This window comes from Lachnoanaerobaculum gingivalis (assembly GCF_003862475.1).
Taxonomy (GTDB): Bacteria; Bacillota; Clostridia; order Lachnospirales; family Lachnospiraceae; genus Lachnoanaerobaculum; species Lachnoanaerobaculum gingivalis.
The window spans coordinates 21,513-38,839 of the sequence record NZ_RRCO01000009.1 but is presented as its reverse complement, the minus strand read 5'-3'; the positions used below and the strand labels follow the sequence as shown (position 1 = coordinate 38,839).

Annotated in this window: 12 protein-coding genes; all 12 read left to right on the top strand. The window is 37.5% G+C overall.

Annotated features, from left to right (window positions below; genetic code table 11):
• Window positions 1-90 precede the first annotated feature (90 nt).
• The 12 genes from EHV10_RS14285 to pknB are packed head-to-tail and all read left to right on the top strand — an operon-like array spanning window position 91 to window position 17,327.
• The gene (locus EHV10_RS14285) at window positions 91-3,108 is read left to right on the top strand and encodes an FtsK/SpoIIIE family DNA translocase (RefSeq protein WP_128675231.1); all 3,018 of its coding nucleotides are present in this window, start codon (window positions 91-93) and stop codon (window positions 3,106-3,108) included.
• Between the two features lie 30 nt (window positions 3,109-3,138).
• Window positions 3,139-4,809: a formate--tetrahydrofolate ligase gene (locus tag EHV10_RS14280; RefSeq protein ID WP_128675230.1), complete on the top strand. Its 1,671-nt coding sequence runs from the start codon at window positions 3,139-3,141 to the stop codon at window positions 4,807-4,809.
• Between the two features lie 36 nt (window positions 4,810-4,845).
• On the top strand, window positions 4,846-6,333 hold the full coding sequence (locus EHV10_RS14275) for a UDP-N-acetylmuramoyl-L-alanyl-D-glutamate--2,6-diaminopimelate ligase (RefSeq protein ID WP_128675229.1): 1,488 nt from the start codon (window positions 4,846-4,848) through the stop codon (window positions 6,331-6,333).
• Entirely contained in the window at window positions 6,330-7,709 is a 1,380-nt protein-coding gene (locus tag EHV10_RS14270) for a UDP-N-acetylmuramoyl-tripeptide--D-alanyl-D-alanine ligase (RefSeq protein WP_128675228.1), read from the top strand. The genes EHV10_RS14275 and EHV10_RS14270 overlap by 4 nt, the downstream gene beginning before the upstream one ends.
• Window positions 7,690-9,921 (top strand): replication restart helicase PriA, encoded by a 2,232-nt coding sequence (gene priA, locus EHV10_RS14265; protein WP_128675227.1) that lies wholly within the window; start codon window positions 7,690-7,692, stop codon window positions 9,919-9,921. Before EHV10_RS14270 ends, priA begins: the two co-directional genes overlap by 20 nt.
• 11 nt (window positions 9,922-9,932) lie before the next feature.
• Entirely contained in the window at window positions 9,933-10,433 is a 501-nt protein-coding gene (gene def / locus EHV10_RS14260) for a peptide deformylase (protein WP_007590987.1), read from the top strand.
• On the top strand, window positions 10,430-11,368 hold the full coding sequence (gene fmt / locus EHV10_RS14255; protein ID WP_128675226.1) for a methionyl-tRNA formyltransferase: 939 nt from the start codon (window positions 10,430-10,432) through the stop codon (window positions 11,366-11,368). The genes def and fmt overlap by 4 nt, the downstream gene beginning before the upstream one ends.
• A gap of 26 nt (window positions 11,369-11,394) precedes the next feature.
• Entirely contained in the window at window positions 11,395-12,102 is a 708-nt protein-coding gene (locus tag EHV10_RS14250; protein ID WP_128675225.1) for a zinc metallopeptidase, read from the top strand.
• A gap of 2 nt (window positions 12,103-12,104) precedes the next feature.
• Window positions 12,105-13,439, top strand: a complete 1,335-nt coding sequence (gene rsmB / locus EHV10_RS14245; RefSeq protein ID WP_128675224.1) for a 16S rRNA (cytosine(967)-C(5))-methyltransferase RsmB — start codon at window positions 12,105-12,107, stop codon at window positions 13,437-13,439.
• Entirely contained in the window at window positions 13,432-14,472 is a 1,041-nt protein-coding gene (gene rlmN, locus EHV10_RS14240) for a 23S rRNA (adenine(2503)-C(2))-methyltransferase RlmN (RefSeq protein WP_128675223.1), read from the top strand. The genes rsmB and rlmN overlap by 8 nt, the downstream gene beginning before the upstream one ends.
• Before the next feature lie 16 nt (window positions 14,473-14,488).
• Window positions 14,489-15,217: a Stp1/IreP family PP2C-type Ser/Thr phosphatase gene (locus EHV10_RS14235; RefSeq protein WP_128675222.1), complete on the top strand. Its 729-nt coding sequence runs from the start codon at window positions 14,489-14,491 to the stop codon at window positions 15,215-15,217.
• 4 nt (window positions 15,218-15,221) lie between these two features.
• The gene (gene pknB, locus EHV10_RS14230; protein WP_128675221.1) at window positions 15,222-17,327 is read left to right on the top strand and encodes a Stk1 family PASTA domain-containing Ser/Thr kinase; all 2,106 of its coding nucleotides are present in this window, start codon (window positions 15,222-15,224) and stop codon (window positions 17,325-17,327) included.

Genomic DNA, 17,327 nt, shown 5'->3' with positions numbered 1-17,327 from the left:
ATTATTTTTAAGTAGAGGTTCTATCTTATTGCAAATAATTTCTATATTATGTATACTTAAGAGTAGACTTTATGGAAGTGGAGAAGTGAAGTGGCAAGTCGAAAACAAACAACAAAGAAAACAGGAAAAACAAGTAGCCGTAGCAGAGCTAAGAAGAAAATAGATAATAATGAGCAGTTGGATTTCCTTAATTCGGAAATTCTTATGATTGCATTATGTTGTGTATCATTGGTACTTTTCTTAAGTCATTTCGGACTTATGGGAGTAGTGGGAAAATATCTCAGAATATTCCAGCTTGGAGTATTCGGAATACTGGGATTTGCAGTGCCTATGTTTGTATTTGTCGGTGGAACATTTTTATTGTCAAATATAGGATCAAGTCTTGCAAAAATTAAATTTGCAGGTGTTTTGATGGCTGTGCTTGCTGTTGATGCACTTATATCGCTTTTTGGAATTCCGAATTTAAAAGAGTTCGGTCTTATGAGATTTTATACAGAGGGCTGGTATGGCGGCTTCATAGGTGGAGGTCTTGGACTTCTTATATCATCGGTACTGGGTAAAATCGGGGCTATCATATTCTTTATTGCAGTACTTATAATATCAATTGTTATATTAACCGGAAAATCATTTGTATCCATAGTAAAAACCGGAGGCCGGATGACCATATCAAGGGCAAAAAATGATGTGGCGAGGGTGATGGAACAAAGAAAACGAAGAAGAGAACAGCAACTTGCCGAAGAATGGGAATATGAAGAAGAGCCGGAGTTTGAAGAAGAGTTTGAAGAACTTGATATTGATGATAAAAATGAAGGATATATAGGTGAACTTTTAGACTATGACTACAAGCCTAATAAGGGTAAGATTGACCTGGGTGCTATTGATTTCTCAAAGAAGAAAAAAAAGCATGTTGTGGATCTTCCGACGGCAAATGCAGAAAATCATGAGCCCATAGGCGGTATTTTTGATGCTAAAAATGATGAAAAATTTGAAAAGGACAGCTCGGACAAGGGCACTATTCAGAGTAAATATGAGGCCAGCTATGAGCCTAAAAAATCCGGTACACAGTCTTCAATTATTGTAAATAAACGACCTGATACCTTCTATGGAAATATAAACAGAGGTAAAGAAGAGTCAAGATTTGAAAATGATATAGATGAAGAAACATTGAGAAGAGCCAATGAAATACTGGCAAGAAAGGATGAAATAGATATATATGAACAGCCTGTTTCAACTGTAAGAATTACAGATGACGAAACACATGAAGACTTCCGCTATATAGACGAGGATCACAGTTTTACAAGAAGAGAAGAAAACTCGGACAACAGCATTGAATTTATAAAAGCTTATGGTGATGAATATGATGAGCCTAGGGGAACATCATATGGAAACAACACATTTGATGATATATACTCATATAATAAAGCGGAACAGAGTGAACCTGTAAATAACGAGAGTTTCAAAAGAGAAGAAACTAATGTCACAGACAAACTTAAAAATACCCTGGTAAGCAATGACGGTGAAAAGACTTTAGTAACTGCAGGCGGAAAAGTTATAGTTTCGGACACACAAGCATTGCAAAAGAAGATGGAAGAGCAAAGAGCAAACTCGCCACAGGGTAAGATAAGAAATGAAATTGCAAAGAAAGTTCAAAGACCTTATATATATCCGGGTACATTCCTGTTAAATAAGAATACCGAAGCGGGAGAGGCAATATCGGACAGTGAATATAGAAATACTGCAATTACATTGCAGGAGACATTGGCAAGCTTTGATGTAAATGTAACTGTGGAAGATATAAGTGTGGGACCTTCCGTAACACTTTATGAGCTAAAGCCTGAGCAGGGTGTAAAGGTATCTAAAGTACTTTCACTTGCAAATGATATTAAACTTGCATTGGCGGCAAGTGATATAAGAATCGAGGCACCTATACCGGGTAAATCCGCCATTGGTATAGAGGTACCGAATAAGCAAAAGCAGACGGTATTCTTAAGAGATCTTTTTGAGAGCAGAGCTTTTAAAAACGGAAATGAAAGTATCGGTTTTGCCGTAGGTAAGGATATTTCCGGTAAAGTAATAGTTTCAGATATTGCAAAGATGCCTCATGTACTTATTGCAGGTGCTACAGGCTCGGGAAAATCGGTATGTATCAATACTTTGATAATGAGTATTATATACAAGTATTCACCTGAAGATGTAAAACTTATCATGGTGGATCCTAAGGTTGTAGAGCTTTCGGTATACAACGGAATACCTCATCTTTTGATACCTGTTGTAACAGAGCCTAAGAAGGCGGCTTCAGCACTTAACTGGGCTGTGGCTGAAATGGGTGAGAGATATAAGAAGTTTGCGGCTACAGGTGTAAGAGATCTTACAGCATATAATAAGAGAATAGAAGAGGCGAGAAGAAGAGGCAATATTGAAGGCTTGCCTGAGAAATTGCCGAAGATAGTTATAATTATAGACGAGTTGGCGGACCTTATGATGGTTGCAAACAATGAGGTTGAAGATGCAATAGTAAGACTTGCACAGCTTGCCAGAGCATGTGGAATTCACCTTGTTATAGCTACACAAAGGCCTAGTGTAAATGTTATTACAGGTATAATAAAGGCAAATATACCTTCAAGAATTGCGTTTGCGGTATCTTCAGGTACGGATTCCAGAACAATACTTGACAGCAACGGTGCTGAAAAGCTTCTCGGAAAGGGCGATATGTTGTTTGCACCATATGGATCGGCAACACCTATGAGAGTACAAGGTGCGTTTGTATCTGACGAAGAGGTGTCTGCAGTAGTTGACTTCCTAAAAAATCAGGGAATGCAGGCGACATATGATGAGAATACAATCAAGCAGATAGAAGAAACGCAGAATGCGGCAAGTGCCGGAAATAATATTTCTGAAAGAGATGAGCTGTTTGAGGCAGCAGGAAGATATATAATAGAAAAAGACAAATCTTCTATAGGTAATCTTCAAAGAAACTTTAAAATAGGCTTTAACAGAGCCGCAAGAATTATGGATCAGCTTGCAAGTGCGGGGGTTGTAGGTGGTGAAGCCGGAACAAAGAAAAGAGAAATATTGATGAATATGGACGAGTTCTTGGATATTTTATAAATATCCGGGAACTTATCTTTAGGAGGATATATGCGTAGCGATATTGAGATTGCAAGAAGTATAGAAATGAAAAATATTGTCGATGTGGCAAGTGAATACGGGATAGATGCCGATGACTTGGAAATGTACGGTAAGTATAAGGCAAAACTTAGCGAAGATTTTTTAAAGGCTCATGAAGATAAAAAAAGAGGTAAGCTTGTACTTGTAACGGCAATAAATCCGACTCCTGCAGGAGAGGGAAAGACTACAACTCTTGTAGGTCTTGGACAGGCATTTAAGGAGATGGGAAAGAGTGCGGTAATAGCACTTAGAGAGCCTTCTCTCGGACCATGTTTCGGTGTAAAGGGTGGAGCTGCCGGAGGCGGATATGCACAGGTGGTACCTATGGATGAGTTAAATCTTCACTTTACAGGGGATTTTCATGCTATAACATCTGCAAATAATCTTTTGGCCGCAATGCTTGACAATCACATACAGCAGGGAAATGCACTTGGGATAGATACAGGAGCAATAATTCATAAAAGATGTATAGATATGAATGACAGAGTGCTGAGAAATATAGTTGTAGGACTTGGAAATAAGACCGACGGAGTGGTCAGAGAGGATCATTTTGTAATCTCGGTGGCTTCAGAGATAATGGCAATACTATGTCTGTCAAAGGATATGAACGATTTGAAGGAAAGGCTTTCAAATATTATAGTTGCATATAATTTTAAAGGAGAGCCTATATTTGCCAAAGATTTAAAAGCTGTGGGAGCTATGGCCGCACTTTTAAAAGATGCAATAAAGCCGAATATCGTACAGACTCTGAATCATTCACTTGCACTTGTTCACGGTGGTCCTTTTGCAAATATAGCACATGGATGTAATTCAATAAGAGCTACAAAGATTGCAATGGGAATGGCCGATATAGTGCTTACAGAGGCAGGATTCGGTGCGGACCTCGGAGCAGAGAAGTTCTTTGATATAAAATGCAGAAAGGCAGGTCTTTCTCCTGACTGTGTGGTAATAGTAGCTACAGTAAGAGCTCTTAAATATAATGGCGGAGTGGCTAAGGAAGATTTATCAAATGAAAATCTTGATGCATTGAAAAAAGGTATAGTAAATCTTGAAAAGCATATTGAAAATATAAAACTCTTCGGAGTACCTGTAGTGGTTACCCTAAATAATTTTGTCAGTGATACAGAGGCGGAAGTGAGCTTTATCAGAGAGTTTTGTGAAAGCAGAAATTGCGAGTTTGCAGTTTCAAAGGTATGGGAAGAAGGCGGAAAGGGAGGCATGGAGCTTGCCGAAAAGATCCTTTACACACTTGAAAACAAAAAGAGTCATTTTACTTTTCTTTATCCTGATGATATAAGTCTTGAAGATAAGCTTCATACTATTGCAACAAAAATATACGGAGCAAAGAAGGTAGTATATTCACCTGCGGCAAAGAAGGCTCTTGATAGGGCAAAAGCACTTGGATTTGATAAATTTCCTATATGTGTGGCAAAGAATCAATATTCACTTTCAGATGACCCTAAGAAACTTGGAAGACCTGAGGATTTTGAGATAAATGTAAGGGAAGTATATGTGAATGCGGGAGCAGGTTTTGTGGTTGCAATAACAGGAAATATTATGACCATGCCGGGACTTCCGAAGGTGCCTGCTGCAGAAGCGGTAGATGTAGATGATAACGGAGATATAGTAGGATTGTTCTAAAAGACCTTAAAGTAAACATATGTAAAGGGAGAAAAGATGAAACTGATTGAAAACGCCAAGGGACTTGATATAGAGATAATATCGGGAGAATTACAGGATGATTTTTCCGATTTGGTATTTAATACAAAGAAAATAGTAAAGGACTGTATCTTTGTATGTATAAAAGGTGCGAGATTTGATACTCATGATGTGATTGATGATATAGTAAAGCAAGGTGCAAAGGCGATAGTGGTAGAAAGAGATATAAAAAGAGATGATGTATGTGTTATAAAGGTGGCAGATACCAGAGTGGCACTTGCAAGACTTTCAGCCGCATTTTTCTCACATCCTGCACAAAAAATGAAAATAATAGGTATTACCGGTACAAAGGGAAAGACAACTTCCTCTCATATGTTAAAGAACCTTCTTGAGCAAAATGCCAAGGTAGGACTTATAGGTACAAACGGAATTACCATAGGAAATATACACAGACCTACATTAAATACCACACCTGAGTCATATGAGCTGCATGAAACCTTTAAAGAATGCCTTGATGCAGGCTGTGAATATGTGGTGATGGAAGTCTCTTCACAGGCGGTAAAGATGAAAAGAACGGAAGGTATCCGTTTTGATACCGGAATATTTACAAATATTTCACATGATCATATCGGGCCTGATGAACATAAAGATTTTGATGAGTATTTGATGTATAAATCACTTTTCTTTACACAATGTGATAAAACAATTGTAAATATAGAAGACGAACATTCAGATTTTGTCTTAAAGCAGTCTACATCATCAGAAAAGTATACATTCGGAAAAGGCGGAGATTTTGAAGCAAAAAATATTGAATATATATCAAATAAAGATTTTTTAGGTACAAAGATAGATATAAGCTGTTCAAATACCGTCAGAGAAAAATATAATGTAGCTGAAACCGTATCAGATATTTATATAGGAATTCCCGGAGAATTTAATGTATATAATGCATTATCTGCACTTGCCGCAGCTATTATACTCGGAGTAAAAGCTGATGATTTGAAGACGGCACTAAAAAATACAAGAGTAAACGGCAGAATGGAGGTAGCATATACTTCACATGAATTCAATGTGGTAATTGACTATGCTCATAATGCAATCAGTACCGAAAGCCTTATACATACTTTAAGACATTATAATCCGAAGAGACTTGTAATAGTATTCGGTTCCGGAGGAAACAGATCAAAGGACAGAAGATATTCAATGGGAGAAATCTGCGGAAAACTGGCTGATTTTTCAATAGTGACTGCTGATAATTCAAGATATGAAAAGACAGAGGACATAATCGCAGATATAATATCAAAACTAAAGCCTACAGGAGGTGATTATATTACCATACCAGACAGAAGAGAGGCTATTTATTATTCTATAGAGAATGCAAAGCAGGGTGATCTCATCGCTATAATCGGAAAAGGACATGAGGACTATCAGGAAATAAACGGAGTCAGAACTCATTTCTTAGACAGAGAAGTTGTGGATGAGTGCTTGGAGAAGATAAAAAGATGAATGATACAACAATAAAGGAGCTTGCATTTGCCACAGGCGGAGAAATTATCTCGGGAAATGAGAATGCCGTATTTTCAAATATAGTTATTGACTCAAGACAGGCTGATAAAGACAGTCTTTTTGTTCCGCTGGTCGGAGAGAAAAATGATGCCCATAAATTTTTGGAGTCTGTATATGATATGGGTTGCAGAGCGGCAATAAGTTCAAAAAAAGATATTTTTCTTAAAGATGATTTTAATATAGTACTTGTAAATGATACTACTGAAGCACTTCAAAAGCTTGGAAAATATATCAGAAGTAAGTTGACATTGCCTTTGGTCGGAGTTACAGGAAGCGTAGGTAAGACTACAACAAGAGAAATGGTGGCACTTGCGCTTTCAGATTTGAAAGTTTTTAAGACACCTAATAATTTCAACTCGCAAGTGGGTGTACCGATTACTTTAAGCAGAATAAATGACGAAGAAATTGGCGTAATAGAGCTTGGAATGAGTCAGTTCGGAGAGATGGAAAGAATTGCAAAAATAGTAAACTGTGACTGCGCTCTGATCACCAATATAGGTACGGCACATATTGAAAATTTGCATACAAGAGAAAATATAAGAGCCGAGAAGTTCCATATAATGGACGGTATGAAAGAGGGCAGTGTAGTATTTTTAAATGCCGATAATGATTTGCTTTTTGATCCGCCTAAAGAAAAGGGTATAGTATATAAGTATTTCAGTGCAAAGGGAAATACATCATGTGATTACTATGCAACCGATATAGTATTTAATAATGCAATGCCTGAGTTCACAGCTCATATAGGAGGAAAGAAGGTAAGAGTTCATTTGAATGTTTTCGGTGAGCATCAGATTTCAAATGCTTTGGCGGCAATTGCAGTAGCGGATCATTACAATCTTTCGATAGAATCTGCGGCAAAACATTTGGAGGAATTTAGGGGATTTTCTCACAGGCAGGAATTAATAAAATTAAAAGATTTTACAATTATAGATGATACATACAATGCCTCACCGGATTCCATGAAGGCTTCTATTTCAATACTTAAAGATTTCGAGGCCGAAAGAAAAATTGCAGTATTGGCTGATATGAAGGAACTCGGTACGGATGAGAAAATACTCCACAAAGAAATCGGGGATTTTATTAATGAGAATGTGAAACTCGATGCTGTATTTACTGTGGGAGAATTGGCAAAGGAAATTATAAAAGATATCAATAAAGATATATATACAAAGAGCTTTGAAGATAATGAGAGTTTGGAAAAATTTATGTCCGGATATCTCAAGGCGGGAGATGTATGTTTGCTTAAGGGCTCAAACAGTATGAGACTTTTTGATGTTGTAGATAAAATAAAAAATTATGAAAAATTTATTCGCTGATATAATAATAGCAAATACAAATGTGGACAGACCATTTACATATATTATTCCCGAAAAAATGAGGGATAGTATAATTCCGGGCTGTCCTGTTTTGATTGAATTCGGAAAAATAGTAAAAAAAGGCTATGTAATTGATATAAGGGAAAATACAAATGTAGATGTTTCAAAATTAAAATCCATACTTTCAATACCTGAAAGAGAACTCAGTGCTGATGAAAATCTATTAAGTCTTGCCATATGGATAAAGCACAGATATGGTGTAAGCTTTGATAAGGCAATAGCAACGGTAATGCCTGTAAGGTCGGAGGCAGCGGAAAGAGTCAGCAATGAGATTTCCTTAAATATTGATGCAGAGTGCCTTGATAAAAAAATAGAAGAACTTATAAAGTCAAGAAAAACAGCCTGGGCAAGAGTTTTGGAAGAGCTGAAAACAAAAACAAGCCTGCCGCAAAGCTTTATAAATAAAGAGCTTAAAGTAAATTCCGCTACATTAAAGAAAATGGAGGAGGAAGGCTATATTGTAATAGGTTCCAAGAAAAGAAAGGTAAATCCACTGTTGCCTATACTTCGTTCTCTGGGAATAGAAGACTTTAATGATGTAATAAAGCCTAAAGAATATACTTTAAATGTCGAGCAGGAAAATGCTGTAAATACTTTTAAGTGCGACTTTGAAAATTGCAGCAGGAATACCTATCTTTTACATGGTATTACCGGAAGCGGGAAAACCCTAGTTTTTATAAATATGATAAAGTATGTGATATCAAAGGGATATAAGGCAATAGTGCTTATACCGGAGATTTCATTGACATATCAGACAGTGCTTAGGATGGCGGAGCATTTTGGTGAGAGAGTTGCAATCATAAATTCAAAGCTTTCCAAGAATGAAAAATTTTATCAATTTGAAAGAATAAAAAATGATGATGCGGATGTAATAATAGGGCCAAGGTCGGCAATATTTGCTCCGGTAAAAAATCTTGGGCTTATAGTAATAGATGAGGAGCATGATTCAGCCTATAAAAATGAAAATGTACCTACATTTAATGTAAGAGATGTGGCACAAAAACTTTCGGAAATTACAAATGCATCCTTGGTTTTGGCATCGGCAACTCCAACACCCGAGACATATAACAGAGCAATGGAAAAAGAAATTAAGCTTTTGGAATTAAAAACGAGGGCTAAAAATACCGCTTTGCCGAAGGTAAGTATAGTTGATATGAGGGATGAGCTAAAGCGAGGAAACAGGAGTATTTTCAGCGATAAGTTAAGAACGCTTATAGAGGACAGATTAAGAAAACATGAGCAGATTATGCTGTTTATGAACAGAAGAGGTTATTCAAGCTTTGTATCATGCAGATCTTGCGGTGAAGCTATAAAATGTAAGCACTGTGATGTTACTATGACATTGCATAACAATAATCGACTGGTATGTCATTACTGCGGATATTCAATAGACCTGCCAAAAACTTGCCCAAGCTGCAACTCAAAGTATATTGCAAATTTCGGTACCGGAACACAAAAACTTGAAGCTATGACAAGAGCGGAGTTTCCGAATGCGAAGGTACTTAGAATGGATACCGACAGTGTTTCAAAAAAGAACAGCGCCAATGATATGATAAGGGATTTTGCAAAAGGTGATGCGGATATTTTGATAGGAACACAGATGATAGTAAAAGGCCATGATTTTTCTAATGTTACCTTGGTCGGAATAATGGCTGCGGATACATCGCTTTATGTAAGCAATTATACAAGTGCACAAAGGACATTTGAACTTTTGACACAGGCTGCGGGGCGAGCGGGAAGAGCCAAGGACGGAGAGGCTGTTATCCAGACATATAAGCCTGAAAACTATGCTATAGTTGCCGCTGCGGCACAGGACTATAAAAGATATTTTGACAATGAGATAGCTTACAGAAGTCTGGGAGGATACCCGCCTGCATGTCATATGCTTACAGTAATGTTTAGCAGTATTAAGGAAGAAGAATTAAATAAATGTGCAAGTGAGACTGTAAAAATCATAAAGTCGGAAGCCACATTTAAAAAATCAATGATAATAGGACCTACCGAACCGAGTGTAAGTAAGGTCAAGGACTATTACAGAAAACTGGTATACATAAAAAATGCTAATTATGATATACTTTTAAATATACAAAAAAAGATAGAAGAAAGTCTTGGCAACTACAGAAATGTCGGTGCGATATATGACTTTAATTAAGGAGATAGATAATGGCAATAAGAGCAATACGAGTAATGGGCGACAGTGTGTTAAACAAAAAGTGTAAAGAAGTAAAGGAAGTAAATGACAGAACGAAAGTTTTGATAGATGATATGATAGACACTATGAGAGAGGCTAACGGTGTAGGACTTGCGGCACCTCAGATAGGAGTTTTAAAGCGTATAGTTGTAATAGAGACAGAGCCTGAAAATGTACATGTACTTATAAATCCTGTTATACTTGAACAGGACGGTGAGCAGGTAGGATATGAAGGTTGTCTCAGTGTTCCCGGAAAGAGCGGAGTGGTAAAAAGACCTAACCATGTTGTGGTAAAAGCATTCGATATAGATATGAATGAATACACTCTTGAAGGAGAAGGACTACTTGCAAGAGCTATATGCCATGAATGCGGACATCTTGAGGGTGAGCTATATGTGGACCTTGTAGAAGGCGAACTTATAGACAATGAAGAGCTTGAAAGAATGTACGAAGATGAGGAAGATGAAGAATGAAAATAGTTTTTATGGGAACACCGGACTTTTCTGTTGAACCGCTTAAAGCACTTGTAAAAGCGGGGCATGATGTAAGTCTTGTGCTCACAAGAGAAGATAAGAAAAGAAACAGAGGAGAGCTAAGCCCTACACCTGTAAAGGAATTGGCATTAAGCCTTAATATACCTGTGCTTACACCTTCAAAGATGAAGGATGAAGCACTGATTGATAGACTTAAGTCTGAAAATGCCGATTTTTTTGTGGTTGTGGCATATGGAAAGATTTTACCGAAGGCTATTCTTGATATACCGAAATTCGGATGTATAAATATTCATGCCTCACTCTTGCCTGAGTACAGAGGTGCTGCGCCTATACAGTGGTCAATTGTAGACGGAAAAGAAAAGACAGGTATTACAACTATGTTGATGGATGAAGGTCTGGATACAGGTGATATTTTAAAACAGTATGAAATAAAAATAGACAAAAAAGAGACCGGAGGTTCGCTGTTTGACAAACTGGCAGTGCTTGGCGGCGAGGCGATAGTGGATACCATAGCAAATTTTGACAGCATTGTACCGATACCTCAAGGTGAGGCTACTACAGAATATGCAAAGATGATCTCAAAGGGCATGGGTGAGATAGACTTTAATAAAACCGCCGTTGAAATAGAGCGATTGATAAGAGGAATGAATCCGTGGCCAAGTGCATATACAAGGTATCAGGGCAAGGTGCTTAAGATATGGGAAGCCGAGGTGGCAGAGAATATATCGGAATTACCAAATATAAACTTAAGTGAAAATTACGGCAAAATATATAGCTTTAACAGCAGGATTTTTATAATATGTAATCAAAGTATCCTGGAAGTTTTATCTTTGCAGCTTGAGGGTAAGAAAAGAATGTCTGCAAAGGACTTCCTGATGGGAAGAGATATAGAGCAGGGATATAAGTTGGGATAAAGGACCTGATATAAGAGGAGGAGCTTATGTATTACGGATTTGATATAACCTATATTTTTGTTATTATAGGAATGCTTATAACATTGATTGCATCATGGAGAATGAAGGCAACATTCGCAAAATATGAAAGAGTGGCATCACAGTCAAGACTCACGGGAAGAGAGGTTGCCGAGAGAATCTTAAGAGCAAACGGAATATATGATGTTTCCGTAAGACCTGTTTCAGGCAGACTTACAGATCACTATGACCCGAGAGATAAGACTGTAAGTTTAAGTGAAGTGATTTACGGATCAACTTCCGTAGCGGCAATTGCAGTTGCGGCACATGAGTGTGGACATGCAATACAGGATAATGTCGGATATGTACCTCTAAACTTGCGAAGTGCGTTTGTACCGGTAGCAAACTGGGGAAGCAGACTTTCATGGCCTATTATATGTATAGGATTTTTACTTGGGTATGGAAATATGTCAAATATACTTATTCAAATAGGTATAGCAATGTTTTTACTTGCAGTAATCTTCCAAATTATTACACTGCCTGTAGAGTTTGATGCTTCAAGAAGAGCTTTAATAGAGTTGGAAAACAATGAAATTCTCTTTGACAGAGAAGATAAGAGTGCAAGAAAGGTGCTTTTTGCGGCGGCTATGACATATGTGGCTGCAGCGGCTACAGGGGTATTGCAAATGCTTAGACTTATGCTTTTATTCAGCGGTAGAAGCAGAAGAAGGAACTGATAATGGAAAAAACAAATATAAGGGCTTTAGTTTTGGAAGCTCTCTTATTGATAGATGTTGAAAAAGAGTACAGCCATAAGGTAATTGATATGGCTCTTGAAAAATATTCATATTTATCAAAGGCGGACAGAGGCTTTTTTTCAAAAGTGGTCCATGGAGTGGTTGAGTACAGACTGCAGCTGGATGATATTATAAAAAAATATAATAACGGAAAGCGTGTAAAACCTGTAATCAGAGAGATACTCAGAATGTCTGTATATCAAATGCTTTATATGGACAGAGTTCCTGACAGAGCTGTAATAAATGAGGCTGTAAATCTTGTTAAGATTAAAAGACTGCAGGGGCTTACAGGCTTTGTAAACGGAATACTCAGAAAGATAAGCAGTGAAAAAGAAGAACTGAAATTTGATGATTTAAGTATCAGATATTCAATGCCTGAACTCATTTTAAATATAATAAGAGATAATACAGGTGAGTATTTTAACGAAACCTTGGAGTATTTCCTTAATACAGGGCATTTGTCAATAAGAGTAAATACTTCAAAATCAAGTGTCGAAGATGTAATAAAAGATTTGGAAGCTGAGAATATCAATGTCAAAAGATCAAAGCTTAATTCGGATATATTATATATTACAGGATTTGACAGAGTGGATGATATTGAGGTTATAAAGTCCGGAAAATGTTATATCACAGATACTTCATCATCTATGATATCAAAGGTACTTCGAGTAAGGGATATTAAAAAATGTGTGGATGTATGTGCCGCACCGGGAGGAAAGTCATTTCTTCTGGCGGATAAGCTTGATAAGAGTTCAAAGATATATTCCTGTGATGTAAGTGAAAATAAGGTTGAATTGATAAGAGAAAATGCAAAAGTACAGGGATTTTCAAATATAATTCCTTCAGTTGCGGATGCAAGAATCTTTGATGAAAGATTTAGTGATGCTGATTTGATTTTGGCTGATTTACCATGTAGCGGAATAGGCATTATAGGGAAAAAGCCCGATATAAAGTATAGACTTGAAGAAGAAGGGTTAAAATCACTTTCAAACTTACAAAAAGAGATACTTGATAATGTGTCCAAGTATGTAAAGAAAAACGGCGAGTTGATATTTTCCACCTGTACATTGAATAAAGCGGAAAATGAAGACAATATGCTTTTGTTTCTAAAAAACCACAAAGATTTTAAAGCCGTTGATCTGACAGAGAGAATGGACAAAGAAACAATAAAAATGCTTGAAGAGAGCGAATTGAAAAACGGGTATATGAAACTGATACCCGGAAGAGACAACTGCGACGGATTTTTCATTGCAGTATTTAGGAGAGATAATGACTGATATTAAGTCAATGGATTTAGATGAATTAAGGACATTTGTAAAGGAGATGAATGAGCCTGAGTTTAGGGCAAAGCAATTATTTGAGTGGATGCATAAATCACTTATATCCTCCTTTGATGAATGTACAAACCTGTCAAAGGCATTCAGAGAAAAGCTTAAGGAAAGTACAAGCCTTACAAATCTTAAGGCTGTAGAGATATTTAAGTCAAAGCTTGACGGTACACAGAAATATCTTTTTGCACTTGAGGACGGAAATATTATAGAGAGTGTAAGGATGAAATATGAGCATGGAAACTCGGTTTGTATATCATCCCAAGTGGGATGCAGAATGGGTTGTAAGTTCTGTGCTTCGACTCTTGACGGTCTTGTACGAAACCTTTCAGCCTCGGAAATGCTTGATCAGATATACAGTATACAAAAACTTCTCGGAGAGAGAATATCAAATATTGTTGTAATGGGTTCGGGAGAGCCTATGGACAATTATGATAATATAGTAAAATTTGTAAAAATTATAAGCAGTGATATGGGACTGAATATCAGCCAAAGAAATATCACCGTATCAACCTGCGGTATTGTACCGAAAATAAGAGCTTTGGCAGATGAGGGACTGAGTATTACTTTGGCACTTTCCTTACATGCACCTAATGATGAAATAAGGAAAACTATAATGCCTGTGGCAAATAAATATGCTCTAAAGGATGTTATTTCAGCATGTGATTATTATTTTAAAAAGACCGGAAGAAGAGTATCATATGAGTATTCACTTGTTGCAGGTGTAAATGATAATATAAAAGAGGCGATGAATCTTGTAAAACTTGTAAACGGAAGAAATATTCACATTAATCTGATTCCGGTAAATCCTATAAAGGAGAGAGATTTTAAACAGTCCGACAAGCTTAAGATAAAGGCTTTTAGGGATTTCTTGGAGAAACATAAGGTAAATGCAACAGTCAGAAGAGAGATGGGTAGAGATATAGACGGTGCCTGTGGACAATTAAGAAGGAGATTTATTCAATCAGAAACGAATTCTTAAAAATTGGAGGTGTAATATGTATTCGGTTGCTTTGACCGATGTAGGCAGGAAAAGACTTGTAAATCAGGATACGGTATATATAAGTGATACGCCGGTAGGAGTATTGCCGAATTTATATATTGTGGCTGACGGAATGGGAGGAGAAAAGGCCGGAGACTATGCGTCAAAGTCTTTGATAGGCTATATGCTTACATATATTGAACATACAATAAAAATGCCTGTAACGGCAATACAAGGAGCCATAGAATATGCAAATGCAAATCTGTTTGCGGAGGGAAGTAAAAATCCGAATCTGTCGGGAATGGGAACAACCGTTGTAGCGGCAAGCATTATAGATAATACTTTGCATGTATTCAATGTAGGCGATTCCAGATGTTATGTACTTGATGAGAACAGTATTTCACAGATAACAAAAGATCATTCCCTTGTGGAAATGCTTGTTTCAAAAGGTGAAATAACAAGAGAGAGTGCTGAATATAAAGAGAATAAGAGTAAGATAACAAGAGCTGTGGGTGCGGAAGAAAGGATACTGATAGACAGTTTTGAGTTGGATCTTGCCGGTATTGAATATGTATTATTGTGTTCGGACGGACTTACAAATATGGTGGACGACAGGAAGATTTTCAATATAATATCTTCAAGTGCCGGTGTAAAGTCAAGTGCAAAAAGACTAGTAGAGGAGGCAAATCTATCAGGCGGAAATGACAATATATCAATTTTGCTTATAGATATAAATGAGGGGTAGTATTATGAATCTTGAATCAGTTGTTTTGCAAGGAAGATATGAAATTATAGAAAAAATAGGCTCGGGAGGCATGTCAAATGTATTCAGAGCCAAGGATTTGAAGCTTGGCAGAGCTGTAGCAATAAAGGTCTTAAAAGAAGAATTTTGCTCGGATGCGGAATTTGTAGAAAGATTTAAAAGAGAAGCTCAGGCGGCGGCAGGACTTTTAGGAGAGAATATTGTCAATATCTACGATGTGGTAGATGAGGGCAAGTACCATTTTATAGTTATGGAGCTTGTAGACGGTATCACTCTAAAAGAATATATAAAAATAAAGGGTAAGCTGGATATTACAGAGGGTGTAAGTATTGCGATACAGGTAGCAAAGGCCCTTAAGCCTGCCCATGCACAGCATATAGTGCATAGAGATATAAAGCCTCAAAATATACTTATAACAGAGGAAAGCAAAGTAAAGGTTGCGGATTTCGGTATAGCAAGAGCGGTGTCGGAGCAGACATTAAATGCGAATGCTATAGGTTCCGTACACTATATTTCACCTGAACAGGCCAGAGGCGGAAGATGCGATGCAAGGAGTGATATATACTCTTTGGGTATCACAATGTATGAGATGTTTACAGGAAGAGTCCCTTTTACCGGAGATTCCACTGTTTCAATAGCTCTTGCACATCTTGAGCAGGCTATAACACCGCCACATATATATAATAATCAAATATCCGCAAATCTTGAAAGAGTTATATTAAAGTGTACAAAGAAGGATCCGGCAAACAGATATCAAAATATCACTGAAGTTTTGGATGATTTGGAAAATGTGCTGCTAAATCCGGATGAGCCTTATGCTCTGACAGGAGCTACAAAGGTAATAAAGTCTGAGGATACTGCGGTTTTAAATCAGGTAGAGCCCATAGATGATATGGAAGATGATGAATATGACAATGACGAAGTTGATAATGATGAAGATGATTATGATGAAGAAGACGAAAAGATGGACAGAATCATGTCCATTGTCGGAGTCATTGTAGCTGTAATCATAGTTATACTTTTAGTATTCTTTGTCGGAAGATTTACAGGAGTATTCGGAGGTAAAAAGAGTGATAATTCTCAAAGTACGCTTGACTCCACACAGACTGTAATGCCTGATGTAGTAGGACTTTCAGAGAAAATGGCCGACAAGAAGCTTTCAGACAACAATCTTCAGATGCAGGTAAAGTCAAGTGAATACTCGGATACTGTAGAAAAGGGAAATGTTATTTCACAGGATCCTAAGGCCGATGAGGTGGTTTCAAAGTATTCAAAGGTAAGTGTCGTAATAAGTCTCGGTTCCGATACGGTTGATATAACAAAACTTGGTATTGCGGGAAAGACTAAGGAGGCGGCAGAGGCTCTGCTAAAGGAAAACGGTTTTTCGGTAGAATCAAAAGAGGAAAATTCCGATACTATTGAAAAGGGAAAGGTAATATCCTACAGCCCGACAAAGCCTAAAAACGGTGACAGAATTACTCTGATTGTCAGTAGCGGTAAAAAGGTTACAAAGGTTATTGTGCCTAATATTATAAATATGAGTGAAGCGGATGCAAAAGCTTTACTTGAGAGCAACGGACTTGTACTCGGAACAAAAGCTGAACAAAACAGTCAAAGTATAGCGGCAGGAATTATAGCCGGACAGTCGATAGCGGCAGGTTCAAGTGTGGACAGCGGTACAAGGATCGACTATGCTGTAAGTACAGGCGTGGCGGAGTCAAGCGAATCAAAAAGTGAAAGCTCCGAGCAGGCACAAACCACAAAGGCTACAGTTGCACCTGCACCGACAGCCGCAAGCTACAGATATGTGGCTTCAATAGATACAAACTACTCTTTACAGGATGTTATAGGACCAAGCTCAGGATTTACCAGTGTAAAGGTTATGATCAGGCTTAAGCAGACTGTAAACGGAAGTGATGTATATTCTACATTGATGGAAGCAAGAACCGTTACAGGCGACACCATACTTCCTGTAAGGTTTAGAACTATTGTGGGCGCTAACGGAGTAGACCAGGGAGAAGTTGAGATTGTAAATGTAGACAGCGGCGAGGTAATGAAATCATATACAGTGGAGTTCTTTAGAGTTGAGTAA

Bases quoted from the DNA above. Each gene is read 5' to 3' on its own strand.
- EHV10_RS14280 (WP_128675230.1), top strand. From the start codon at position 3,139: ATGCGTAGCGATATTGAGATTGCAAGAAGTATAGAAATGAAAAATATT.
- EHV10_RS14275 (WP_128675229.1), top strand. From the start codon at position 4,846: ATGAAACTGATTGAAAACGCCAAGGGACTTGATATAGAGATAATATCG.
- EHV10_RS14270 (WP_128675228.1), top strand. From the start codon at position 6,330: ATGAATGATACAACAATAAAGGAGCTTGCATTTGCCACAGGCGGAGAA.
- priA (WP_128675227.1), top strand. From the start codon at position 7,690: ATGAAAAATTTATTCGCTGATATAATAATAGCAAATACAAATGTGGAC.
- def (WP_007590987.1), top strand. From the start codon at position 9,933: ATGGCAATAAGAGCAATACGAGTAATGGGCGACAGTGTGTTAAACAAA.
- fmt (WP_128675226.1), top strand. From the start codon at position 10,430: ATGAAAATAGTTTTTATGGGAACACCGGACTTTTCTGTTGAACCGCTT.
- EHV10_RS14250 (WP_128675225.1), top strand. From the start codon at position 11,395: ATGTATTACGGATTTGATATAACCTATATTTTTGTTATTATAGGAATG.
- rsmB (WP_128675224.1), top strand. From the start codon at position 12,105: ATGGAAAAAACAAATATAAGGGCTTTAGTTTTGGAAGCTCTCTTATTG.
- rlmN (WP_128675223.1), top strand. From the start codon at position 13,432: ATGACTGATATTAAGTCAATGGATTTAGATGAATTAAGGACATTTGTA.
- EHV10_RS14235 (WP_128675222.1), top strand. From the start codon at position 14,489: ATGTATTCGGTTGCTTTGACCGATGTAGGCAGGAAAAGACTTGTAAAT.
- pknB (WP_128675221.1), top strand. From the start codon at position 15,222: ATGAATCTTGAATCAGTTGTTTTGCAAGGAAGATATGAAATTATAGAA.